This window comes from Bradyrhizobium sp. AZCC 2230 (assembly GCF_036924495.1).
Lineage (GTDB): Bacteria > Pseudomonadota > Alphaproteobacteria > Rhizobiales > Xanthobacteraceae > Bradyrhizobium > Bradyrhizobium rifense.
In genome coordinates this window covers 9,763,931-9,785,974 of record NZ_JAZHRS010000001.1, presented here as the reverse complement: position 1 = coordinate 9,785,974, position 22,044 = coordinate 9,763,931, and the positions used below count along the sequence as shown (strand labels likewise).

At 61.4% G+C, this 22,044-nt stretch carries 23 protein-coding genes; 10 read left to right on the top strand and 13 right to left on the bottom strand.

Translation table 11 applies throughout. The features are described from left to right. Positions 1 to 26 precede the first annotated feature (26 nt). The 4 genes from V1280_RS46505 to V1280_RS46490 are packed head-to-tail and all read left to right on the top strand — an operon-like array spanning position 27 to position 3,918. Positions 27 to 860, top strand: a complete 834-nt coding sequence (locus tag V1280_RS46505; RefSeq protein WP_334538035.1) for an ABC transporter ATP-binding protein — start codon at positions 27 to 29, stop codon at positions 858 to 860. Beyond that, positions 850 to 1,773 carry an ABC transporter permease gene (locus V1280_RS46500; protein WP_442895212.1) on the top strand — a complete coding sequence of 308 codons (924 nt, stop codon included), beginning with the start codon at positions 850 to 852 and terminating at the stop codon, positions 1,771 to 1,773. The genes V1280_RS46505 and V1280_RS46500 overlap by 11 nt, the downstream gene beginning before the upstream one ends. Further along, entirely contained in the window at positions 1,773 to 2,894 is a 1,122-nt protein-coding gene (locus V1280_RS46495; RefSeq protein WP_334538034.1) for an ABC transporter permease, read from the top strand. Before V1280_RS46500 ends, V1280_RS46495 begins: the two co-directional genes overlap by 1 nt. Before the next feature lie 34 nt (positions 2,895 to 2,928). Then, positions 2,929 to 3,918 (top strand): ABC transporter substrate-binding protein, encoded by a 990-nt coding sequence (locus V1280_RS46490; RefSeq protein ID WP_148771684.1) that lies wholly within the window; start codon positions 2,929 to 2,931, stop codon positions 3,916 to 3,918. 612 nt (positions 3,919 to 4,530) lie between these two features. Here the strand turns inward: V1280_RS46490 and V1280_RS46485 are convergent. Further along, the gene (locus V1280_RS46485; RefSeq protein WP_334538033.1) at positions 4,531 to 4,845 is read right to left on the bottom strand and encodes a hypothetical protein; all 315 of its coding nucleotides are present in this window, start codon (positions 4,843 to 4,845) and stop codon (positions 4,531 to 4,533) included. 291 nt (positions 4,846 to 5,136) lie between these two features. Between V1280_RS46485 and V1280_RS46480 the strand changes: the two genes are divergently transcribed. After that, a complete protein-coding gene (locus V1280_RS46480) occupies positions 5,137 to 5,862 on the top strand; it encodes an MFS transporter (protein ID WP_334538032.1) in 726 nt (241 codons plus the stop codon). Here V1280_RS46480 and V1280_RS46475 read toward each other — a convergent pair. Then, positions 5,757 to 7,163, bottom strand: a complete 1,407-nt coding sequence (locus V1280_RS46475; protein WP_334538031.1) for an MFS transporter — start codon at positions 7,161 to 7,163, stop codon at positions 5,757 to 5,759. The two genes, V1280_RS46480 and V1280_RS46475, sit on opposite strands and share 106 nt — an antisense overlap. A gap of 39 nt (positions 7,164 to 7,202) precedes the next feature. Next, positions 7,203 to 7,949, bottom strand: coding sequence for an SDR family NAD(P)-dependent oxidoreductase (locus V1280_RS46470; protein WP_334538030.1), 747 nt, complete (start codon positions 7,947 to 7,949; stop codon positions 7,203 to 7,205). 182 nt (positions 7,950 to 8,131) lie between these two features. On the opposite strand from V1280_RS46470, the gene V1280_RS46465 reads away from it, so the two are divergent. Beyond that, positions 8,132 to 9,037, top strand: coding sequence for a LysR family transcriptional regulator (locus V1280_RS46465; RefSeq protein ID WP_334538029.1), 906 nt, complete (start codon positions 8,132 to 8,134; stop codon positions 9,035 to 9,037). Between the two features lie 25 nt (positions 9,038 to 9,062). On the opposite strand, the gene V1280_RS46460 is transcribed toward V1280_RS46465, so the two are convergent. The 6 genes from V1280_RS46460 to V1280_RS46435 all read right to left on the bottom strand — a co-directional run bounded on the left by V1280_RS46460 (position 9,063) and on the right by V1280_RS46435 (position 14,177). Next, a complete protein-coding gene (locus V1280_RS46460) occupies positions 9,063 to 10,121 on the bottom strand; it encodes an SDR family oxidoreductase (protein WP_334538028.1) in 1,059 nt (352 codons plus the stop codon). 14 nt (positions 10,122 to 10,135) lie between these two features. Then, positions 10,136 to 10,510, bottom strand: a complete 375-nt coding sequence (locus tag V1280_RS46455) for a DUF427 domain-containing protein (protein ID WP_334538027.1) — start codon at positions 10,508 to 10,510, stop codon at positions 10,136 to 10,138. A 40-nt stretch (positions 10,511 to 10,550) separates the two neighbouring features. Next, on the bottom strand, positions 10,551 to 11,255 hold the full coding sequence (locus tag V1280_RS46450) for a flavodoxin family protein (protein ID WP_334538026.1): 705 nt from the start codon (positions 11,253 to 11,255) through the stop codon (positions 10,551 to 10,553). A 49-nt stretch (positions 11,256 to 11,304) separates the two neighbouring features. Further along, positions 11,305 to 12,165, bottom strand: coding sequence for an alpha/beta fold hydrolase (locus tag V1280_RS46445; protein ID WP_334538025.1), 861 nt, complete (start codon positions 12,163 to 12,165; stop codon positions 11,305 to 11,307). Positions 12,166 to 12,312: 147 nt separating this feature from the next. Further along, the gene (locus V1280_RS46440; RefSeq protein ID WP_334538023.1) at positions 12,313 to 13,059 is read right to left on the bottom strand and encodes an SDR family NAD(P)-dependent oxidoreductase; all 747 of its coding nucleotides are present in this window, start codon (positions 13,057 to 13,059) and stop codon (positions 12,313 to 12,315) included. A gap of 197 nt (positions 13,060 to 13,256) precedes the next feature. Next, entirely contained in the window at positions 13,257 to 14,177 is a 921-nt protein-coding gene (locus V1280_RS46435; RefSeq protein ID WP_334538022.1) for a LysR family transcriptional regulator, read from the bottom strand. A gap of 98 nt (positions 14,178 to 14,275) precedes the next feature. Between V1280_RS46435 and V1280_RS46430 the strand changes: the two genes are divergently transcribed. The 4 genes from V1280_RS46430 (at position 14,276) to V1280_RS46415 (ending at position 18,155) form a co-directional block, all read left to right on the top strand. Continuing rightward, the gene (locus V1280_RS46430; RefSeq protein ID WP_334538021.1) at positions 14,276 to 14,941 is read left to right on the top strand and encodes a redoxin domain-containing protein; all 666 of its coding nucleotides are present in this window, start codon (positions 14,276 to 14,278) and stop codon (positions 14,939 to 14,941) included. A gap of 81 nt (positions 14,942 to 15,022) precedes the next feature. Then, positions 15,023 to 16,102, top strand: a complete 1,080-nt coding sequence (locus V1280_RS46425) for a type III polyketide synthase (protein WP_334538020.1) — start codon at positions 15,023 to 15,025, stop codon at positions 16,100 to 16,102. Between the two features lie 123 nt (positions 16,103 to 16,225). After that, the gene (locus V1280_RS46420) at positions 16,226 to 16,609 is read left to right on the top strand and encodes an isoprenylcysteine carboxylmethyltransferase family protein (RefSeq protein WP_334538019.1); all 384 of its coding nucleotides are present in this window, start codon (positions 16,226 to 16,228) and stop codon (positions 16,607 to 16,609) included. Positions 16,610 to 16,655: 46 nt separating this feature from the next. Beyond that, positions 16,656 to 18,155 carry a DHA2 family efflux MFS transporter permease subunit gene (locus tag V1280_RS46415; protein ID WP_334538018.1) on the top strand — a complete coding sequence of 500 codons (1,500 nt, stop codon included), beginning with the start codon at positions 16,656 to 16,658 and terminating at the stop codon, positions 18,153 to 18,155. 6 nt (positions 18,156 to 18,161) lie between these two features. Here the strand turns inward: V1280_RS46415 and V1280_RS46410 are convergent, their stop codons facing one another. The 4 genes from V1280_RS46410 to V1280_RS46395 all read right to left on the bottom strand — a co-directional run bounded on the left by V1280_RS46410 (position 18,162) and on the right by V1280_RS46395 (position 21,756). After that, a complete protein-coding gene (locus tag V1280_RS46410; protein WP_334538017.1) occupies positions 18,162 to 18,389 on the bottom strand; it encodes a hypothetical protein in 228 nt (75 codons plus the stop codon). A 64-nt stretch (positions 18,390 to 18,453) separates the two neighbouring features. After that, positions 18,454 to 19,995, bottom strand: coding sequence for a DHA2 family efflux MFS transporter permease subunit (locus tag V1280_RS46405; RefSeq protein ID WP_334538016.1), 1,542 nt, complete (start codon positions 19,993 to 19,995; stop codon positions 18,454 to 18,456). Then, the gene (locus V1280_RS46400) at positions 19,988 to 21,295 is read right to left on the bottom strand and encodes an HlyD family secretion protein (protein ID WP_334538015.1); all 1,308 of its coding nucleotides are present in this window, start codon (positions 21,293 to 21,295) and stop codon (positions 19,988 to 19,990) included. The genes V1280_RS46405 and V1280_RS46400 overlap by 8 nt, the downstream gene beginning before the upstream one ends. Then, positions 21,274 to 21,756: a MarR family winged helix-turn-helix transcriptional regulator gene (locus V1280_RS46395; protein ID WP_334538014.1), complete on the bottom strand. Its 483-nt coding sequence runs from the start codon at positions 21,754 to 21,756 to the stop codon at positions 21,274 to 21,276. Before V1280_RS46395 ends, V1280_RS46400 begins: the two co-directional genes overlap by 22 nt. Between the last annotated feature and the right edge of the window lie 288 nt (positions 21,757 to 22,044).

Sequence of the window (22,044 nt, the reverse complement as noted above, 5' to 3'; positions counted from 1 at the left end):
CATTTGCGACAATATTTCGCATCGCCATGCCAAAGCCAAGTCTTTCCATACCCGACGAACCGATCGCGGACCACGCCCCAAGGCGGCTCGTCGTCGATGCGCAAAGTATCTCGCTGACGTTCGACACGGCCGACGGCCGGGTCGAGGCGCTCTCCGACGTCAATCTGCAAGTCGCCGAGGGCGAGTTCGTCTCCTTCATCGGTCCGTCCGGCTGCGGCAAGACCACGATGCTGCGGGTGATCGCCGATTTGCAGCAGCCCTCCTCCGGCACGCTCACGGTGAACGGCATGAGCGCGGAAGGGGCGCGTCTTGCCCGAAGCTACGGCTATGTGTTCCAGGCGCCGGCGCTGTTCCCCTGGCGGACCATCGAGAAGAACCTGAAGCTGCCGCTGGAGATCATGGGCTATTCCGAGATCGAGCAGCAGCAGCGAGTCGAGCGCTATCTGTCGATGGTCAACCTCACCGGCTTCGAGCGCAAGTTTCCCTGGCAGCTCTCCGGCGGTATGCAGCAGCGTGTCTCGATCGCGCGCGCATTGTCCTTCGATCCGGCGCTGCTGCTGATGGACGAGCCGTTCGGCGCGCTCGACGAAATCGTGCGCGATCACCTCAACGAGCAACTCCTCCAGCTCTGGAAGTCGACCGGCAAAACCGTGCTGTTCGTGACCCATTCGATTCCGGAAGCGGTGTTCCTGTCGACCAGGATCGTGGTGATGTCGCCGCGCCCGGGCCGCATCATCGATGTCATCGACTGCGATTTCCCGGCCGAGCGGTCCTTGGAAATCCGCGAGACGCCGGAATTCCTGAAGGTGGCGCAGCGCGTCCGCAACGGCCTGCGCGCGGGGCACTCCTATGACGAGTAGCTCGCTCGCTTTGCCCTTGCGTCCCGCGCGCACGCTTAGGGATCATCCCCTGGTCGCACGTTACGCGCCGGTCCTCACCATGGTGCTGGCGCTGGTCGCGGTCTGGTACGTCGCGGCCGTCGCCATGAACTGGTCGCTGGTCCGGGACGGCTTCGAGCGCGAAGAGACGCCGTATGCCATGAGCGACGTGCTCGCTGGCACGATGGATGCCGAGCGGCCACTGCTGCCGGCACCGCACCAGATCGCCTCGGCGTTCCTCGATTCCGTGTTCGGCTATCCGCCGCTGGCGCCGCGCAGCCTCGTCTACCATTCGCTGGTGACATTGTCGGCGACCTTGCTCGGGTTCCTGCTCGGCGCGCTGTTCGGGATCGTGCTGGCTCTGCTGATCGTACACAGCCGAGTGCTGGAGCGGAGCTTACTACCCTGGATCATCTGCTCGCAGATGGTGCCGGTGCTGGCCTTGGCGCCGATCTTCATCGTGGTGCTGGGGGCGCTGGGACTGCACGGATTGCTGCCGAAATCGATCATCTCGGCCTATCTGTGCTTCTTTCCCGTCGCCATCGGCATGGTCAAGGGCTTTATCTCGCCCGATCCCCTGCAGCTCGAACTGATGCGGACATGGTCGGCGACGCCGCGCCAGGTGCTGTGGAAGCTGCGCTGGCCGGCGTCGGTGCCTTATCTGTTCGCGAGCCTCAAGGTCGCCGTCACCATTTCGCTGATCGGCGCCATCGTCGCCGAATTGCCCACCGGCGCCGAAGCCGGCATCGGCGCGCGGCTGCTCTCAGGCTCCTACTACGGGCAGACAGTGCAGCTCTGGTCGGCGCTGGTCGCCGCCGCCGTTCTCTCGTCCGCCTTGATCGCGCTGATCGGACTGATCGAGCGCGAAACTGGCCGGCGCATGGGGGCTCATTGATGGATCCGCGCAAGCTGAGGCTGGGATTCATCGCCGCAACCGCCGCGCTGGCGGTCGCTTTCTTGCTTCCGCTCGCGCCGCAATCGCCGCCTTTATCGGCTTATCCTATTGTCTGGCCCATTGTCGGTGCAGCCGGCATCTTGTTCCTGCTGGCCGCCTGGCTGTCGGACCAACGAGCGACACTTCCCGGTCTTGCCGGCGCGACGCTTGCCGCCGCCGCCTCGCTGGTCCTGCTGGACGATCCGGCCGTGGCGGGGGCGGCACGCGCCGGCTTCTGGATGATCGTGATGGCCTGCTGGCTGTCGGCAGCACTCGGCGTGGTCAATCTTGCCGGGACACATCAGGTCCGGGGCAAGCTACAACGCGCGCTCGATCTGCTGGTCCCGCTCCTGTTCGGTCTCACCGTGTTCTATCTCTGGGAGGTCGCGGTGCGCGGTTTCGGTGTGCCGCCGGTGCTGCTGCCGTCGCCGAGCGCGGCGGCGACGAGATTCATCCATTCGCTGCCGACCCTTGGCGCCGACTTCGTCCAGACCTTCATCCGCGGCGTGCTGGCGGGCTATTTCATCGGCTGCGGCGCCGGGCTTCTGGTCGCGATCCTGGCGCACCGCTACGCCTTCCTCGGCCGCGGGCTGCTGCCGCTCGGCAATTTCTTTTCGGCGCTTCCACTCGTCGGCGTCGCGCCGATCATGGTGATGTGGTTCGGCTTCGACTGGCCCTCGAAAGCCGCCGTGGTCGTGCTCGTGACCTTCTTTCCGATGCTGGTGAACGCCATCGCCGGGCTGAATGCGGCCGGCCATATCGAACGCGACCTGATGCGCTCTTACGGCGCCACCCATTCCCAGGCGCTCACCAAGCTTTATCTGCCCGCCGCGCTTCCGTTCATCTTCAACGCGCTCAAGATCAACGCCACGCTCGCCCTGATTGGCGCGATCGTTGCAGAGTTTTTCGGAACTCCGACGCAGGGTATCGGATTTCGCATCTCCACCGAGGCGGGCCGCATGGCCATCGACATGGTCTGGGCGGAGATTGCATTGGCCGCCCTGGCCGGAATGGCTTTCTACGGCTTTGTCACGCTCGCCGAACGCGCGACAACGTTTTGGCATCCGTCCTACCGGACCTAGGTCGGCAAGGTCCACTTCGAATTTGGAGTCTTGCATGAAGCACGCATTGGCACTGGCCGCAGGTCTTTCGCTCGGCCTGACGCTTTCGAACGCACAAGCAGCCGAAACCGTCACCATCCAGCTCAAATGGGTCGCCCAGGCGCAATTCGCCGGCTACTTCGTCGCCAGGGACAAGGGCTTCTACAAGGAGGCCGGCCTCGACGTCACCATCAAGCCGGGTGGCCCTGACGTGGCGCCCCCGCAGGTGATCGCCGGCGGCGGCGCCGACGTGACCGTCGACTGGATGCCGTCCGCGCTCGCCTCGCGCGAGAAGGGCGTCCCGCTCGTCAACATCTCGCAGACCTTCAAGAAGAGCGGCCTGGAGCTGACCTGCCGCGCCGACACCGGCATCAAGAAGCCTGCTGACCTCAAGGGCAAGACGCTCGGCGTCTGGTACGGCGGCAACGAATATCCGTTCCTTTCCTGGATGTCGAAGCTCGGCTTCAAGACCGACAGCTCGCCGGGCGGCGTCAAGGTGATCAAGCAGGGCTTCAACGTCGACCCGATCCTCCAGAAGCAGGCCGACTGCGTCTCCACGATGACCTACAACGAATATTGGCAGGTGATCGACGGCGGCTACAAACCGAGCCAGCTCGTGGTCTTCAAATACGAAGACGAAGGCGTCGCCACGCTGGAGGACGGCCTCTACGTGCTCGAAAAGAATCTGAAGGATCCGGCCTTCGTCGCCAAGATGGCGAAGTTCGTGAAGGCCTCGATGAAGGGCTGGGAATACGCCAAGGCGCATCCCGATGAGGCCGTGAAGATCATCCTCGCCGCGGACTCGACCGGCGCCAAGACCGAGAAGGACCAGAAGCGGATGATGGGCGAAATCGGCAAGCTGCTCGGCGACGCCGACGGCAAGCTCGACGTCAAGGACTTCGACCGCACGGTCGCAACCCTGATGTCGGGCGGTTCCGATCCCGTCATCACCAAGAAGCCCGAAGGCGCCTACAGCTTTGCCATCTATGAGGCGATGAAGAAGTGACCCCTGGGAGGACGGGGCGCGCCCGTCCTCCTTTCACCACCGCCGCTCGATCAAGCCAACTCTGACGGACCATTCCATGAACTGGACGACCAAGAACCTTTCGACGACCTGCCGGTGACAGCTCTTGCGGGCCGTCGCGTCCGCGGCGAATTCAAGACCTCCCGCGACTTGTTCGCAGAGACACCACCAAAGCGGATTACGCCTGGATGACGTTGGCGCGGATCATGTCGTTCACAAAAGGATCGCGGTATCATCGCGACCAATCCGTGCGAACGAGGCGGGCGCCTCTACGTAGCAGACCGCAGGACCAAGATATTGAGGGCCCTCAACGCTTCTCTCGGTGCAGCAATCCACCTCCGATTCGACAGCCGACGCTAGTCTTCGATGGATTTATCTCCGTCTCCCGGCGCACACGCGGCTCTCTAACACAACTGAGAAACCTGAACTCTCGCTCCGATCCATGATCGGCAAGTTTAAGCTACTTTCGGCCAAGAAGATCGGGACCGAACAAGGGTAGTCCGCTTTGGCCATAGGTTGCCTTCGCCGGCGGATACGCTCCTGTAAGTCGCGAGGTCCCTGGCCGCCAGGCGGCCCGAGGCCAGGGTGGGCACATCACTTCACCAACTGTTCCTGATGAGCCTTTACGAGATCATGCATGCTGTTGAACCTGAAGTCTACGTGAGGCATCTGCCCCGGTTTCATAGTTGCTCCGAATCCCTGCTGGGCGTGACGACGATAGATCCAGCACGACTTCAAGCCGTGCTCGTTCGCCGGCTTGTGGTCGTGGAACATGCTCTCGGCCGTGTGTAGGATCCTCTCCTTCTTCACGCCGATCTCTCCCAGCTTTTCGATCATGTAGTCGAAGTTTCGGGACGACGGTTTATAGGATCCAATGTCCTCCGCGGTATAGATCGCGTCGAATTCCACCTGAAACCTGCGGTTGCTCGCTTGAAACGTCTCGTTGTCCAGTTCGACAGGATGACGAGCTTGAAATACTTCTTGAGGTACTGGAGCGCTCCCGGTGAATCCTCGAACGCTGGCCAATTTCCGACGGACCGGCCGTATTCGGCACAATCTTCGTGTGTGACGTGCACGCCCCACTCCTCGGCGAGGCGCTTGTAGACGATAGGCAGCAGATCCCGATATGGCCTCGCCGGGGTATACTTCTGTTGGCTCGATTCATGACGAGCATGCGCTTCCAGAATCTCGTCGCGCGCGATGCTGGTCGCGTCCCCGGTCGCTTTCGTCGGGTTCTATCTCCACCAACGCTGGAAGTCGCGGCACGATCTCTTTCCGCTGCTCGAGACCGACCTGTTTGGCGACCGCGCGTTCAATGTCGGCGCGCTTCTGATCCTCATCTTCTGGGCATCCACGACACCCTTCAGCTTCTCCTACGTGCTGCTCATGCAGACGGGCTACGGGTACTCGCCACTGGCCACAGCAGCGAGCCTGGCAATACTCGGTGCAGCGTTCGGAATCGTTTCGCCGATTGCAAGTCGGCTTGCGGCGCTTGGGGTGCGCCGTATCATGATGGCAGGCGTGCTCGTGGACTTGACCGGGATGCTTCTGGCGCTGGTCCTGTGCTGGACGATCGATCCGCTTCCGGCCGCATGGCTTCTTCCGTCCCTGTTGCTCGTCGGCACCGGTATGGGCCTTTTCATGACGCCCATCCTGAACGTGGTGATGAGCGGTATCCACGACCGCCATGTCGGATCCGCATCCGGGGTCCTGACGACGATGCAGCGCGGCGGCAATGCATTGGGGGTAGCGGCACTGGAGGTACCTTTCTTTCTGACGCTGTCTGGTGCCGGATCGAGAGGCCTCAACCAGACGGCATCCTATGTCCAGGCGTTTGGTGCAGTCGCTCTTTGCAACGTGCTGATGCTGCTCGCAGTCGTCGGGCTGCTTCTCCTCCTGCCCGACAGGACATCAGGTCCGTCATAGCCCGCCGACGCACGATCGTTCGCGTGGTCCTCACGTGGATGCGGGTCGGGTGGTGGTGGTATGGTGGGCGTCGCCGTTGCGAGCGCAAGCGTGGCAACGTTCAACAGGATGATCGCTGCCGCACCGATATCGACTGCGAGACTGAGCCCCCTCGCCGTCGCAATAGCACCCAGAACGAGGGCGAGCGCACCCATCGACAGATAACCCAGGAGATAGAGGGCGGAGAGTATGCCGCCGCGGTTACGCTTGGGAGCCACCGCGCTGATCCGTTGCAGGCCGCCGACAAACAACAGGCTGTAGGCCCCTCCCGCGGCGGAGGTCGCCAGCAAATAGGTGACCAGATCCCGCAGGCTGACCGCCAGGACGAGCAGCGCCATGCCCGAACACGAGATCAGCGCGCCGACGATCAGCGCCGCCCGCGGCGAGAGAGTCCGGGCGATGATCCCGGTCGTTCCCATCACGATGGGAAACAATGAAAGAACGGCGCTGTTGAGAAAGGCGTTGGGTGAACCGATGAGGTCGCGCTCAACTTGGCCGCCGAGCGAGAGGACCAAAACGCCGAATGTATAGGCCGCCACCATGGCGGTCGATGACACCGCAAAAGCCCGACGTAGATGCTTCGGAACGGATGGCATCCACGAGCGCCGGTCACCGCCCGTATCGCCGGGTGTGTGACGGGGCAAGAACCACGTCCCGATCAGAAGAACGATGAGAAAAAGTGCGAGTACCCAAAAGCAAAGGCGCGTCGGCCATGGCCCGTATTGCGTCAAGGCGCCGCCGAACAGCAAAGCCGTGACGAAGCCGATGGCCTGCGCCCCCATCGTGAGCGAGGCGGCGCTCTTCGCGTGCTCCGGGTTCGTGAACTCCAGAATCGCGGCGGTCGACGGGCTCGCCGCCAGGCCGACGCCGATGCCCATCAGGGCACGCCCCGCGAATACCCACCACACGTTAGGCGCGACGGCAAACAATAGCGCACCGACGAGCGAGGCAAAGAGGCCCGCCAACATCGTCACGCGGCGGCCAATCTGGTCGGAAATGCCGCCGAAGCCGATCAGCATGACGACGACGGTCATCGGATAGATGGCGAAGATGGCCGCCGTCATCGTATGGGTGAGATGCCACTCCTCGGCATAAAGCCCGTAGGTCAGTGCGGGCGCCGCACTTGTCCAAAGCGTATGACCCACCACGCCCGCCGATACCAACAGACTCGCGCGACGCCCGAGGACGAATCGCCCTCCCATCGAAGGCTGGGTCCGGTCCGCCACGTTACGGCGAACGGACGCAGGCGCTACCTTGATCATCGCTGTCATCCTCGCGAATTCCACAAGGTCTCTGGAAGTTTACGAAGCGGTTTTGCCGCCATTCACGGCGATGATCTGGCCGGTGATGAACGACGCCTTGGCGGAAGCGACGAACACGATGGCATCGGCGATCTCCGTAGGGGTGCCGACACGCTTGAGAGGCACTCCCGCGACCAGTCCGGCTTTTCTCTCGGGCGTGCCGGTGAACCGGTCCAGCATTTCCGTTTCAACGGGCCCGGGCGCGACCGCATTGACGCGAATGCCCGATGCCGCACCTTCGAGCGCCGCGGATTTCGTCAGCCCTTCGACCGCGTGCTTGCTGGCGGTGTAGATCGATGCACCCGGCGCGCCGCGGTGTCCCATGGTCGACGAGAGGTTCACGATGCTGCCGCTGCCCTGCGCCTGCATCACGCGCATTTCATGCTTCATGCTGAGCAGCACACCGAGCACGTTGGTGTCGAAAGTGGCCGCGTAGCTTTCGGCGGTCTGTTCCGTCACCGGACCGGGCTTGCCTTCAGTGCCGGCGTTGTTGACGGCCACATCGAGTCGGCCGAACCGCGCTACGGTCTTGTCGATCAAGTTGCGGACTTCGTCTTCGTGGCGAACGTCAGCGCGAATGAATTCGGCTTCCACGCCGAGGCTGCGGAGCTCCTGGGTCAGGGCATGTCCCGCCTCATCGCGGCGGCCGGAGACGACAATCCGGGCACCCTCCTGCGCGAAGGCCAGGGCGGTGGCACGGCCAATACCGGCCAAGGCGCCGGTGATCAGGACAACGGAGGTGGTCATGGAGCTTCTCCTGTAAGAACGAGCAGTATTGCTGGAAAGCCTTGCTTGGCAGAGACTACTCCTGAGAGCCCAGGCGGGCGGCGCATTCCAGATACCTTCAACAGAAGTGATTTAGGTGCCCATGGCGGAAAGGAGAAAGACTTTGTAGGGTCCGTCCCATACTCTAAAGGTATGGACAGAGCATGGAGCTGCGTCATCTGCGCTATTTCATTGCGGTGGCTGAGGAAGGAAGCCTCACGCTGGCGGCCGAGCGGCGGCTTCACACCGCCCAGCCGTCCCTGAGCCGGCAGATCCGTGATCTCGAGTTGGAGGTCGGCGCCCAATTACTGATACGCAATCCGCGTGGAATCGAACTCACCCCGGCAGGCCGCGCCTTTCTCGATCACGCGCGCCTGGCGCTGGCGCAGGTCGAGGTCGCCGGCGAATCGGCGCGGCGGGCGGCACAGGTCGCCAAGCCGTCTTTCGTTCTTGGATTTCTGACCGGGCACGAGGTCACGTGGCTTCCCGAAGCCCTGAGGATTCTCCGCGACGATCAATCCAACATTGAAGTCATCGTGCACAGTCAGCTATCGCCCGACCTCGCAAGGGGGCTGCTTCAGGGCAAACTCGATGTGGCCTTTCTCCGGCGGGAAGACCAGATGCCGGGCCTGGCATTCAAGTTTCTGGCGAAAGAGCCCCTCGTCGTCCTGCTACCCCGCGATCATCGCCTCGCCAAGCACGATGCCATTCGCCCGCAAGACATCCCGCGCGAAACCTTCATCAGTGTTCCCAAGACGACATCACCGGCTCTCAGGGCTGTCATCGACGATTATGCCGCGCGCATCGGAATCGATCTCACCCCTGACCAGGAAGTCGACAATATTTCGATGGCGATCTCAATGATCGTGTCCACGCGCGGCCTCGCCTTGTTGCCGCTTTATGCCCGAAATCTTCTTCCACCATCGGTCGTCAGCCGCCCTTTGCAAGGCGAAGCACCGATGATCGATCTTGTGATCGGCTACAACAGGGCAAACACGTCCTCACTTCTCAAGGTGTTTCTCTCTAAAGTGGACGACCTGATCGCGCGTGGAAGCGGAAGCATTTCGTAAAGGGCTGGCCGCTCGGTCTAGCAGGTCACGGAATGATCCGCTCACGCCGAAAGTCTGAAAACATCCGAAAGAACATTTCCTCGGTGTCCACCAGGTCGTGGAATCCGAAACGGCGGGCCTTGCTGGTATCGGAGACGATATCGTAATCGGAAGCGAATACGCCGTCCGGGTAGCCCCAGGCCGCAATCTCTTCGAAGCGGAATTTCTGCAATCCGCTCTTCTCGACGATCTTGTCCCAGATCGGTCCCTTGTCCGCCATGGACCGCGCAAGGTTGATGTGCCGTGGCGGAGCCAGCTCCATCCCGAAGAAGTTCGCGAATCTGGGCCACAGGTTCTGCCACCTGATGAGATCGCTATTGGTGATGTTGAACGCCTGGTTGGCGCATTTCGGATCGGTCGCCATCCACGCGACGGCCTTTGCCAGAAGAGCGGCGTCCGTGCACTGGTAGAGCGCGGTATACGCGCCCGGCTTGCCTGGGAAGCTGAGAGGCAACCCCAGTGCCTTGCAGACGTTCGCATAGACTGCGATCGCCAGGGTCAGGTTCATCGGTCCTCCCGTGGAGAATCCGCAGACCGCGTGCGGACGCCCGACCGACCAGGTCCAGCGCTTTCCTTTCTGGAACTCCTCGAGAAAGTCCTGCTGGTCGTAATAGAAATTCGGCGGCATGTGCCGCGGATCATCTTCCTTGGTCGGAGTCTTGTAGGGACCGAGGTGATTTCCGTACCACCTGGTGCCCTGAGAGAGATGAACATGCTCGAGCACGGGTGACGCAGCCTCGACGGTCTTGACGAGGTTGAAGAACATGTTGGCGTTCGCCGACATCGTCTCGGCGGGATCTGCCCGCTCCGTAATGGCCAAATAGAACAGGTGCGTGATGTTGGTGAGCGGACCGAGCTTGGCCTGGCAGTCGGCCGGATCGAGAAGATCCACGGCGATGTGCCTGTAGTCGCCGGGTATCCGCGGCTTCCGGCGCGACACCGCAACGATATCCCAGCCACCCTGCTCGAGCAGGTGAGCCAGCATGTAGCCGCCGGCCAGGCCGGAGGCACCTGTGACAAGTGCAGTGCGCTTTGTCGTCGACATCTGTACTCTCTCCCTTACGCCGCCTTGATCTCGTCGACGCGATCTGGATAGAAGGCGACGTAATCCTTGATTTGCGCCATCGCTTCAAACGGGGTCTCATAAGTCCACACTGCATTGCGTGAACGATCCCCGCCCGCTGGAATGCTGTAGTAGGAGGCGTCGCCCTTGTAGGGGCAGTAGGTGGTGTGTTCGCTGCGCGCGAGCGCGGCCATATCGACGTCCCGGCGGGGGATATACTGAACCGGCGGATAGGACGCCTCGCGAAGCGTCAGCGCATCACGCGTGTCGGCGATAACTTTTCCGCCGACTTTGACAACGACGCGAGACAGGTTCGCCTCGATCGAAATGGGGTGATCGGGCCCCGGATTCTTTATCGGCCTGTCAGTCATGATGTGTCTCCTTCTGAATGGAAGCGGATCGTGCGAAACCTTAGGCGGTGACCAGTCCAGTCGTGTCTCGATTGTGTTTGGAAGCCGTCACGCCCCGGCCTTCCGGATCCTGATTGTCGGCACCACCCGAAACGCCGCGGTTAGATCGCCGGCCGAGTGCCGCCCGGCCAGCCGACAGCTCCTGCGCGACCTCGGCCACGCGGCGGCCGAGGAATTCCGCGGTCCGAAGATCGGAGGGCGGAGGAGCAACATCGCCGCTCAGATCCATGTCGGCCTGGCCGGCCATCCCGAGCGTGTAGCTGTCGCGGTTGAGGATGTCCTCGTTGGTGTAGGAGCGATTGTTCCCATAGTTCAGCCCGAGATTGATCCAATGCATTTGGTGTTGGGCCGCGAATGTCATCAGTTGGACCAGCGAGTTCTGCTTGTCGCCGCCGCGGGACGCGCCATTGGTGAAGCCGGCGGCGATCTTGCCTTCCCAGCGCTTCTCGGCATATTGAAGGTGCGAGGTCGCATCCATGAATGCTTTGAACGGTGCCGACAGGCTCCCCGTGTAGGTGGGCGCTCCCATGATGATGGCGTCTGCGCCATCGAGAAGGTCCCACCGAGCTGGCGCTTGCTCTGCCGTTACAAGTTCCACGCTCGCGCCACTGACGGCCGTTGCACCACGTGCGACTGCTTCGGCGATCTTCACGGTGTGCCCATATCCGCTGTGATAGACGACGACGATTTTCACTGGAACTGACATGAGTGCTCTTGGATCGGGGGCAGATTTGACAAGCGGCACGAGCGCTGCGTCATCGCGCATCCTCTTCGGACAAGAATGCGGAAACGTGCTGGACGAACCGCTTCGGATATTGGTACTGCGAACCGTGATTGGCGTCTGGATAGAGGACAAGCTGGGCGTCAGGCAGTTGCTGCTGCAGGATGAACGAATTCACGGAGTAGATGATCACGTCCTTGCTGCCGTTCACGACCAGTGCCGGCTGACGGATCGCCTTCAGATATTCGAACGGCTCCTCCCGTGGCGCGCCCCATTCGCTGATCGCCTCGATCTGGGCGGGCGCGACCTTCTCGTTGACCTCGGGATCGCGGTGCTCGGCGCGTAGCCGGAAGCGCTTGAGGAACTCGCGGCCCGCAGCCTGGCTCTTCTCGGACTTCGTGAAATGCACACGAAGCCAGAGATGATCGGGCTCGTCATGGGTGGCGCCGAAGATCTCCTGCGCCTCTGGTGTGAGCGTGGCCATGCCCTCGCCACCGCGCGGACCGGTGCCGACCAAGACCAGTCGCCTCACGAGCGCGGGCGCCTGAAGGGCGATTTCCTGCGCGACAAAGCCGCCAATGGAGAAGCCGAGCACATCGACCTTCGTCAGTCTCAGCGCCTTGATGAATGCCACCGCATTGGCGCCCATTTTCCCGATCGTGGTGGGCACCTCTCCGGAGGAGCTGGATACACCGGCGTTGTTGAACAGGATCACTTCGCGGTCCTTGGCGAGACCGTCGGTCACTGCCGGATCCCAATGGTCCATGGTGCCGGTGAAATGCTGGTTGAAGACGAGCGGCGCGCCGGCCGTCTTGCCAAAGCGGCGATACGCAAAGCGGATGCCGTTGGCTTCGACAAATTGCGTCGGCGCGGTCTGGTGATTGTGCTGGGTCATTGATTCCCTTTTGCGGCGGCTCGAGCCTGGGTACGAAGCGGTCGAAAGTGGCGGCGTCGGGAAGCGCAGCGAAGCTGCGAGAAGGGTTGCCTCGGGACGACCACGCCCGTATTGGCGCGCGGAGTAAGCCTCCGCGCCCAAACAGGATCAGTTGGCGCTGTGTCCGCCGTCGACGTTGAGAACGTGACCGGTGATGAACCTGGCCTCGTCCGAACCGATGAACACGATGCCGTCGGCGACTTCCTCGGAGAGCCCGAGCCGACCCAGCGGAACCTGGACCACCAAGGCCGCCTTGTTCTCCGCCGTGCCGGTGAAGCGGGTCAGCATGCCGGTGTCGGTCGGACCAGGCGCGACGGCATTCACGCGAATTCCCGACTTGGCAACTTCGAGCGCCACCGATTTGGTAATGCCTTCGACGGCGTGCTTGGCGCCGACATAGATCGAGGCAAAGGCCGCGCCCTCGTGCCCATAGGTCGAGGAAATGTTGATGATGCTCCCGCTCCCCTGGGCCTGCATGACACGCACTTCGTGCTTCATGCTCAGGACCACTCCGACAACATTGGTCTCGAACGTCGCCGCAACGGTTTCGGCGGTCTGGTCCGTGATCGGGCCAACCTGGCCTTCGGTGGCGGCATTGTTCACCGCGACATCGAGACGACCAAACCGCGCGATGGTCTTGTCGACCATGGCGCGAACGTCATCTTCCTTGCGGACGTCGGCCTTGATGAACTCAGCCTCGGCACCCAGAGAACGAAGCTCCTTGACCAGCTCCTTGCCGATCTCATCCCGCCGGCCGGCAACGGCCACCTTCGCGCCCTTCTTGGCGAAGGCGACGGCGGCGGCGCGCCCGATGCCCGTGAGGCCACCGGTGATCAAAACAACTTGCGTGCTCATTCTACGATCCTTTGTTGGCCGCCCGAAACGCGCGGCACTTCGTCCATGCGTGATCGCACCGTCGCGTGACGATGATCGTCAGCGTTGTTCGATCTCAATCATCAAGACGAAGGTAGCGGCGGGATGCTCCCCGCATTAGACGCGAGAGGGGACTATTAGATATTCTGACCAAGAATGAATGGCCCGCGCGCCTTACCTCACGCGGTCAGTGGTCTCTTCAGTGACTCGCTCGGTGTGGTCGGAATACAAGTCTCGACAAATGAGGCGAACTCTCTCGCCTTGGCGCTCGCCATCCGCCCGGTCGGATAAACTGCCCAGAGCTCCAGGCTGGGAAGCTCCCAGTCATTCATAACGGATTTGACGATACCTGACGCAAGTTCGGGAGCGAAGTTCCACTCGGATGTAATGGCAATGCCGAGGTGAGCAAACACCGCCTCCCGCAATCCCTCGGCAGCGGTGACCTTCAACCTGCCCCCGACCGCCACCGACGTCTCAGCCGATCCTTGACGGAACGTCCAGGACACGCCGCCCCCATCCGGAGTGTAAATGACGGTCTGATGCGCGATCAACTCTGCCGGACTTTTGGGCTCTCCGTATTTCGCGAAGTAGTTCGGGGTCGCCATGACCTGCCGGCGCGCCTGACCAAGCTTTCGTGCCACCAAGGTCGAATCCGCCAGCGAGCCGCTGCGGAAGGCAACATCGATGCCTTCCTCCACCAGGTTGATGGGCCGATCATCCAGCACCATATCGATCTCGAGTTCGGGGTTCTTCTCCAGAAAACGATCAAGTTGGCGCATGATGTGAAGGCGCCCGAAGCAAACGGAAGCGGCGATGCGCAGCTTTCCAGTCAGTGCGGCTCCGGCGCCGCGCGCTGCCAGAACGGCTTCTTCAGCCTCCTCGATGGAGCGTTTTGCCCTGACATAGAAATTCATCCCCGCTTCGGTAGGGGTCAGGCTGCGCGTCGATCGCAACAGAAGACGAACACCAAGCCATTCCTCAAGCTGAGCAATCGCTTTGGAGACCGCTGGCTGCCCCACTCTCATCTGGCTCGCCGCGGCAGAGAACGATCCCGTGTCAACAACGCGAACGAACGTCTCCATCGCAAGGTGCCGGTCCATATCCATTCTCCCGTGGAATGAGCATTATCACCCCGAGAAGGGTGTTATCAGCGCGATAGATCGCCCATGGTGTGGCGCGTCGACCTGCCCGAGAATAGATGGTGACCAGATTGATATGGTCAAACGACGGATCCGACCCACCTGGTCTACCCGCCGGGCGCGGACGCTCGTCTGATAACACCGATACGCTGGGTCGCGGCTTGCGCGCCGTGCGAGCGGGGAAGAAGGCCCCTGACTTCCGCCTTCGCGATCAACACGGCCGTCGCGTCGCGCTGCGCGAGCTGTTGCTTCGCAGCGCGGTTGTTCTTCGATTCTGCCGCAATGAGAATACGGCAAGCTGTGTTCGCGAATTCAACTCTTTGTCGGCGCTCCAAGGCGGTGTGGAGCGATTGGGGGCGGCGCTGGTCGTTATCGCAGTCGAACCGTTCGATCCTCGTCCCTTGGGCAAAGACGCTGCGTCCTTTCCCTTTCCCATCCTGGCCGACAAAAAGGGAGACGTGGCCCAGTCTTACGGATTGACCTTCCAGGTGTCGGCACCAAATGGCCCAGACATTGATGACACAAACGGCAATCCACAGGAACGCGAGATTGGATCCGCCCCCGCGACTTATGTCATCGATCAAACGGGACTGATTGCCCTGGCTTTCGTTGACGTGGAGTGCCGCAGTTTGATGGACCATGGTCAGATTCTGATGGCACTCGAATGCCTCGCCAGGCGGAAGCAACAACCTCTGCATGTTGAATCCAAACCTGGGAGGTCGTAGCGCCATTCAAGTTTTAGTGACGGGTCCGGCTAGATCATTTCGTACAAGCGTCGAAATATTTGCACCGCGCCGATGTTTCTTATGCTGATGACAGAAACACCAGAATTCCCGATGCCCCCGGCTGCACTGGTCTCCCTGGCGACGTCGGTGCCTCCCCACGTGTTTTTGCAAGAGGACGTGCTGACGGCGGCATGGGATGTCTTCGGCACCCGCTTTCCCGAATTCGAGAGGTTCTCAAGCATCTTCTCGAACACCGGAATCGTGAAGCGTCACGGTGTCAAGCCGTTCGACTGGTATCTCGAACGACGAGGCTGGCCCGAACGCACCGAGGCCTTTCTCGAAGGAGCTGAGGCGCTATTTGTCGATGTCGCCGAGAAGGCGCTGGCGAGCGCGCAACTTGCCGGCGGCGATGTCGACACTGTCGTGACCGTCTCTTCCACGGGAATCGCGACACCAAGTCTCGAGGCGCGCGTTGCCCGCCGGATGGGCTTCCGGTCCGACGCGATGCGCGTACCGGTGTTTGGTCTTGGCTGTGCGGGCGGGGTTTCGGGTTTATCGATTGCATCGCGCCTCGCCCAAGCGCGGCCCGGCACCAACGTGCTGCTGGTCACGATCGAGCTCTGCTCGCTCGCTCTTCGCCTGGACGAACTTACCAAAGCCAACATCGTCGCTGTCAGCCTGTTTGGCGACGGCGCTGCCGCAATCGTGTTGCGCGCGGGCGATGGCGGCGCGACGCAAATCGAGGCGGCCGGCGAACACCTTTGGCCGGATACGCTCGGCATCATGGGATGGAGTGTCGACCCGGAGGGATTCGGCGTCATCTTTCGCCGCACCATACCTGACTTCGTCACGAGGCATTTCAGCTCCGCCGTGACCGAAATTCTCTCCAGAATGCACCTTTCGATGGAAGACATCGAACGGTTCATCTGCCATCCCGGCGGCGCGAAGGTTATCGGTGCATTGGAAAGCGCGCTCGCGCTCGACCAGGGAACGCTTTCCCATGAACGGCAGATTATCGCCGACTTTGGCAACATGTCGTCACCCACTGTATTGTTCGTGCTCGAGCAGGCTCGCGCGAAGGGGCTGCCGGCGCGCTCGCTGTTGACGGCGCTCGGACCCGGCTTCACCGCGAGCTGTGTCACGCTACGGCATACTGCGTGACGTTTGCTGAACTCATTCTCGGCGCCATCACGCTGCAGCGCGTGGGCGAACTCGTCATTTCGCGCGCTAACACGCGAAAGCTCCTGGCGCGGCGCCGTCGAGGTGGCACCCCGGCATTATCCGTTGATCATCGCGGTTCATGCAGCCTGGCTGTTGTCGCTGTGGGTGTTCGGACGCGACCAACCGGTGAATGTCGTCGCCCTGGCCAGCTACCTTGTCCTTCAGTGCCTTCGCTTCTGGGTCATCTGGACGCTCGGCTCACGATGGACGACGCGGATTATTGTTCCGTCCGAACAACCGCTCGTGTCAGCGGGACCCTATCGATTTCTGTCGCATCCCAACTATGCCGTGGTAGCCGGCGAGATCGCCGTGCTCCCTTTGGTTCTGGATCTGCCGCTGCTGGCCGTCATCTTCACCATCCTCAACGCTGCGGTTCTCGCGATCCGCATACAGACCGAAAACCGTGCCCTCGCCGCGTCCCGTGTGTGCGTGGCGCACAATGTCTGAACCGGTTACCGAGCCGAATGCGGCTACGTGGCTTGGCTTCGTCCTGATGTGCCTCGGCATGTTCATGGCGATCCTCGACATTCAGGTCGTCGCCACTTCGCTACCCACGATCCAGAGTACACTCGCCATATCGCGAGAGGCGATGAGCTGGATTCAAACCGCGTATCTGATCGCCGAGATCATCGCCATTCCACTGACCGGGTGGCTTACGCGCGCTCTGACGCTGCGATGGCTGTTCGTTATTGCGATCAGCCTCTTTACCCTCGCCTCCATCGGTTGCGCGTTCAGCAGCAGTTTTACGACGCTTGTCAGCTTCCGCGTGCTTCAGGGCTTCTCTGGCGGCGTGCTGATCCCGGCGGTTTTTTCCGCTGTCTTCCTGCTGTTTCCGATCCGTTTGCATCCCGTTGCCACCACCATGGCCGGCATTATGGCCGTGCTGGCGCCCACGGTCGGGCCGGTGGTCGGTGGCTGGATCACCGACACCTGGTCCTGGCATTGGCTGTTTCTGATCAATGTCGCCCCCGGCGTGGTCGCCGCACTCGCCACGCCAATGCTGCTGCCGCGCGAACGACCCCGGCTTTCTGATCTGGCCACACTCGACGTGCCGTCTCTCGCACTTCTTGCGGTTTCGCTTGCATGCCTGGAGATCGGCCTGAAGGAAGGCCCGCAACGCGGGTGGCTTTCTCCATTCTGCTCCATCCTGATCGTCCTGAGTGCAGCTGCAGCAACTGTCTTCGCGATCCGAACACTCAGGGCCGCGCATCCGGTGGTCGAACTGTCGACATTCAGATCTCGCTCGTTTGCGATCGGTTGCGCATTGAGCTTCTGCCTCGGAATTGGATTGTTCGGCTCGGTCTATCTCATGCCGGTCTTCCTCGCTTATGTCCGACATCATGACGCATTTGAAATCGGCACGATCATGCTCGTCACCGGCGTTGCGCAGCTTGCCACCGCGCCGGTTGCGGGCCTGCTGGAAAGCAGGTTTGATCCCCGTTGGTTGTCGGCAGCGGGGTTTGGTCTGTTCGCGATCGGACTGGGTTGCAGTGCATTCGAGAGCCGTGTCGCCGACTTCCAGGAAATGTTCTGGCCGCAAGTCTTGCGCGGCGTTGCGATCATGCTTTGCCTGCTGCCTCCGACCCGGCTGGCGTTGGGTTCGCTGACCGCATCACAGGTACCCGACGCAAGCGGCCTGTTCAATCTGATGCGAAACGTCGGGGGCGCAATCGGTATCGCGCTGATCGATACGATCCATTATGGGCGCACCGGCGGGCACGCAGACGCTTTGCGCGATCGTCTGATTGCAGGCGATGTGACCGCGGCTCAGGCGATCGGGCTTGACCTGACGTTGTTTGCCCACCGCCCTGCTGGGGTATCCGATGCCACGATCGAAGCCTATCTGCGTCCCATGGTCGAAAAGGCCGCGTTCGCGCTCAGCGCCAACGAAGCCTGGGCCCTCCTCGCATGCGTAGCGCTGTTCGGACTGCTGCTCATTCCGTTCGCGGCCGGTCCATCGGAAGGCATTGATGCGGGAACGAACCAGCTTTGAACAACGCTACTGCCCATGTCTGATCAGCACGTCTCGACAAGCCGGATGTAGCCTGGTGCGATTTTCCTTCAGGCAGGCCAGAATGGTAAAATCGCCTTGATCCTTCCACTTGCTACATAATCGCTCAACGTCGTGGATGCAGGCCTTCTCGTCTTGATCGGTACCGGCGTGCTGGGCAAAGGTCTCGGTCGACAGGCTCGCGAGTAACGCGAGGGCCAGGAGAGCTTTATTCATTTGCGTTTCCTTCCTCTTCGGCAGTCGTCTTGTTCAACAGTCGTGAAGCCCGGCAAATGCAGCTTCATTCCATGACCATCGCATGGTCGCTACCTGCCTGCGACGCAGCACGCCGCAGCAACAGCACAAGGGGAATGGCGCCCAGCGAGAGAACCATCATCAGTTTGAAGTCGTCGATGTAGCTGATGATGGAGGCCTGGTTCTGGATGACCTGATCAAGAGCAGCCCGTCCTGAGGCGGTCCATGGACTCCACGCGTGTGCGATGACGCTGTTCCTGAAGCCGGGATTAACCGCCGTGACATGGCTTGCGATGATGGCGTGGTTGATCTGGCCATTCCTGGTCAAGAGATAGGAAACGACGGAGATTCCGACGCTGGAGCCGACGTTTCGCGATAGGTTGTACAGACCGGTTGCGTCGGGCCGCTGCTCTGGGGCAAGCGTGGCAAAGGTCACCGTGGTCAGCGGGACAAAAAGAAATCCAAGTCCCGCGCCCTGGATGAAACCGGTCACCGCGATCGTCCATTGCGAGACGTCGGGAGTCCAACCGGTCATGTCATACAGCGCCCACGCTGTCAGCAGTAGACCAATCACGAGGAGGACCCTGGTGTCGATCCGCCCGATCAGCTTGCCGACCAGGAACATGCAGACCATGGTCCCAACACCGCGCGGTCCCATGACGAGCCCAGCCGTGACGACGGGGTACCCCATCAGCGTTTGCAAATAGGGCGTCATCAGCGCCAGCGAAGCCAGATAGGTGATGCCGACGATGAAAATGAACAACATTCCCACCGTGAAGTTGCGGTCGAGGAACAGCTTCGGATCGACGAACGAATCGTCGGCCGTGAAGGTATGAACCAGGAAGACGTAGAACGCCGATACCGCGACGACGGCCTCGATCAGGATCTCGAAGGAGGAAAACCAGTCGAGCTGCGCGCCCCGATCCAGAAAGACCTGCATGGCAGCGATGGCGATACTCAGGCTGCCAAATCCGACCCAATCGAGCCTGGCGGCTGCGCTGGTTTTGGTTTCCCGCAGGAAGAACGAGATGCCGGCAAAAGCGATCGCGCCAATCGGCACGTTGATATAAAAAACCCAGCGCCAGCTGTAATGGTCCGTCAGCCAGCCGCCGATCACGGGGCCGAGCACCGGCCCGACCATCACGGACACGCCGAACAGCGCCATCGCCGATCCCCGCTCTTCGGGGGTATAGATATCGAGCAGGATCGACTGTGACACCGGCACCAGCGCCGCGCCGAAGAAGCCTTGCAGCAGGCGGAACGCCACGATCTGGACCAGCGACTGCGCGAGGCCGCACAGGACGGACGCAATAACGAAGCCGGTGACCGCCGCCAACAGGACCCGCCGGCGCCCGAACTTGTTGACGAGAAAGCCGGATGGCGGAGTCATGATCGCCGCGGCCACAATGTAGGATGTGAGCACCCAATTGATCTGATCCGCGCTGGCCGAAACGCTCCCCTGCATATACGGAAGCGCGACGTTGGCGATCGTGGTATCCAACGCCTGCATGATCACGGCGAGGATCACGCAGGCCGTGATGGCCGGCCGGTTGATCGGCCGAGCCTCGACGGCCGTGGAATCAGTCATTTTCGCTTTCCGGGGACGAGGAGCTGAACAGGTCAGTGATGAAGCTGGGCAGTCCGCGCTCGTGTCCGGTATCGATGTTCAATTCCACGCTCATGCCGACCCGCAATGACGGCTTGTCGGGCGCATTGTTGACCCGGATGCGCATCGGAATGCGCTGGACGACCTTGACCCAGTTGCCGCTGGTATTTTCGGCCGGAAGCAATGAAAAGCTCGATGCCGACGCCGGGCTTATGCTTTCGACCGTGCCAATCCACCGCTTGCCAGGATAGCTATCGACGTCGACCGTCACCTTCTGTCCGGGCTTGACATAAGTCAGCTCGGTTTCCTTCGGGCTGGCTTGAATCCAGACATGATCGGTCGACACAATGTTGAATGCCGTTGCTGCGGCAGCGAGATATTGGCCAGGCTGCAACGACGGCACGTTGGTTACGATTCCGGCGAAGGGGGCTTTGACAACGGTATGGGACAGCTGGCGAGCGGCCTCGTTCCGTGCAGCCAGCGCATCCTTGTAGCGCGGATGATCCTCGATCGGCGCATCCGGATTGTCGTTCAGGTTTGCGGCAATTCCGGCAAGCTGCGCTTCCAGCGAGGCGAGCTTTTGCTGTGATGCTTGCAGCGTATTGCGGGCCGCGTCGAACGTCGCCCGCGGCGTGAAGTCGTTGGTGATCAACTGCTGCTGGCGCTTGAAGTTGACATTGTTGAAATCGACATCTGTTTTGGCTTGTTCGACCTGGCTCTGCATGTTGCGGTAGCTGGTCTGCAGCGCGACAAGATCATTCCGGGTGTTTCCGATCTGGGCTTCAGCCCGATCCAGCGCCAGCCGAAATGGCAGGTCGTCCAGCTTGAACAGCATATCGCCCTTCGCGACCTTCTGGTTGTCGTGGACGAGTACGTTGGTGACAATCCCGGAAACGTCGGTAGACAATCCGACCATGTCGGCCTGGACGTAGGCGTTGTCGGTCGACATGACAGCGCCCCCCGTCACATAGAGATAGCCGCCGACGATCAGTGCGACCGGCAACATGGCAAACATCAGAATCCGCTTTCGGGATTTTTTTGGTGCTCCCGGAGCGGCCGACGCAGGCAGGTGATGCGGTTCGCCAGACGACTTGCGATCGTCCGACCGCTCTTTCGCTGTCGGCTCGGCGGCTGCGTCTGTGCCTTGATCGTCCGTCGTCTCCGGCGGATGGCGTGCTAAACGATAGATCTTGTCCTCAGCGCCCTGTGGATCATTATGGGGGATGGCCTTTTCGCTGTCGGCACCGTGCCGTTTAGGATTTACTTCGCCGGTACTACCCATGACTTGCTCGCTTCTGCTTTTCCTCCGAAGTCGCACGCTTCGGTGAGGTTGATTTTCAGAACTTTGAGGGTCTCCAGCAGGTGCAAACCTTCCGCCTCGGATAGACCCGTCAACGCCTCGCGGCGGGCGGTCTCACCGAGCCTGCGCGCCTGCATCAGCTTTGGCCGGCCAGCCGGCGCAAGCCGGAGGATCCGGACCCGCCGGTCCGACGAATCCTGATGTCGCTCGATCAGCCCGCAAGCCTCTAGCTTGTCCAGCATGCGCGAAAGCGTGATCGGCTCGATCTCGAGGAGTTCTGCCAATCCGCTTTGGTTGATGCCTTCGTTCTGAGCCAGATAGGCCAGCGCCTGCCATTGCGATCGCGTCAGCCCGGATTCGCGGGAAATCTGCTCAAACCTCTTCCTGAGCAGCCGCGCGACATCGTGCAGCAGAAAACCAAGGGTGGGGGATTCGGCTTCCAAGGCTCTCGGTACTCCTACGTAAGCTTATGATGAGCTTGCTTATGAATTTGATAAGCTTGCTTATGAAAAATGCAAGCGCGCCGCCGCTGGAAACACGCCATCGTGAAAAGGGGCTGGTCAACGTCTGAAGGAATCGGAACAAGCGCGAAGTACTTGCTCGGAGCGTGACCCGAGGACGCGAGAACGGAGCGCTGTGATATCGACGTCGCCAGGGTATTGGGGCGAAACGGGCACGATGCGGGACATCGGCAAGGGCGCACCTTTCTCGACGCTTCAACGCCGGAGAAG

What these genes read in the sequence shown, in the direction of transcription:
- V1280_RS46505 (WP_334538035.1), top strand. Translation starts at nt 27, where the DNA reads ATGCCAAAGCCAAGTCTTTCCATACCCGACGAACCGATCGCGGACCAC.
- V1280_RS46500 (WP_442895212.1), top strand. Translation starts at nt 850, where the DNA reads ATGACGAGTAGCTCGCTCGCTTTGCCCTTGCGTCCCGCGCGCACGCTT.
- V1280_RS46495 (WP_334538034.1), top strand. Translation starts at nt 1,773, where the DNA reads ATGGATCCGCGCAAGCTGAGGCTGGGATTCATCGCCGCAACCGCCGCG.
- V1280_RS46490 (WP_148771684.1), top strand. Translation starts at nt 2,929, where the DNA reads ATGAAGCACGCATTGGCACTGGCCGCAGGTCTTTCGCTCGGCCTGACG.
- V1280_RS46480 (WP_334538032.1), top strand. Translation starts at nt 5,137, where the DNA reads ATGCTGGTCGCGTCCCCGGTCGCTTTCGTCGGGTTCTATCTCCACCAA.
- V1280_RS46475 (WP_334538031.1), bottom strand. Translation starts at nt 7,163, where the DNA reads ATGATCAAGGTAGCGCCTGCGTCCGTTCGCCGTAACGTGGCGGACCGG.
- V1280_RS46470 (WP_334538030.1), bottom strand. Translation starts at nt 7,949, where the DNA reads ATGACCACCTCCGTTGTCCTGATCACCGGCGCCTTGGCCGGTATTGGC.
- V1280_RS46465 (WP_334538029.1), top strand. Translation starts at nt 8,132, where the DNA reads ATGGAGCTGCGTCATCTGCGCTATTTCATTGCGGTGGCTGAGGAAGGA.
- V1280_RS46460 (WP_334538028.1), bottom strand. Translation starts at nt 10,121, where the DNA reads ATGTCGACGACAAAGCGCACTGCACTTGTCACAGGTGCCTCCGGCCTG.
- V1280_RS46455 (WP_334538027.1), bottom strand. Translation starts at nt 10,510, where the DNA reads ATGACTGACAGGCCGATAAAGAATCCGGGGCCCGATCACCCCATTTCG.
- V1280_RS46450 (WP_334538026.1), bottom strand. Translation starts at nt 11,255, where the DNA reads ATGTCAGTTCCAGTGAAAATCGTCGTCGTCTATCACAGCGGATATGGG.
- V1280_RS46445 (WP_334538025.1), bottom strand. Translation starts at nt 12,165, where the DNA reads ATGACCCAGCACAATCACCAGACCGCGCCGACGCAATTTGTCGAAGCC.
- V1280_RS46440 (WP_334538023.1), bottom strand. Translation starts at nt 13,059, where the DNA reads ATGAGCACGCAAGTTGTTTTGATCACCGGTGGCCTCACGGGCATCGGG.
- V1280_RS46435 (WP_334538022.1), bottom strand. Translation starts at nt 14,177, where the DNA reads ATGGACCGGCACCTTGCGATGGAGACGTTCGTTCGCGTTGTTGACACG.
- V1280_RS46430 (WP_334538021.1), top strand. Translation starts at nt 14,276, where the DNA reads ATGGTGACCAGATTGATATGGTCAAACGACGGATCCGACCCACCTGGT.
- V1280_RS46425 (WP_334538020.1), top strand. Translation starts at nt 15,023, where the DNA reads ATGCTGATGACAGAAACACCAGAATTCCCGATGCCCCCGGCTGCACTG.
- V1280_RS46415 (WP_334538018.1), top strand. Translation starts at nt 16,656, where the DNA reads ATGTGCCTCGGCATGTTCATGGCGATCCTCGACATTCAGGTCGTCGCC.
- V1280_RS46410 (WP_334538017.1), bottom strand. Translation starts at nt 18,389, where the DNA reads ATGAATAAAGCTCTCCTGGCCCTCGCGTTACTCGCGAGCCTGTCGACC.
- V1280_RS46405 (WP_334538016.1), bottom strand. Translation starts at nt 19,995, where the DNA reads ATGACTGATTCCACGGCCGTCGAGGCTCGGCCGATCAACCGGCCGGCC.
- V1280_RS46400 (WP_334538015.1), bottom strand. Translation starts at nt 21,295, where the DNA reads ATGGGTAGTACCGGCGAAGTAAATCCTAAACGGCACGGTGCCGACAGC.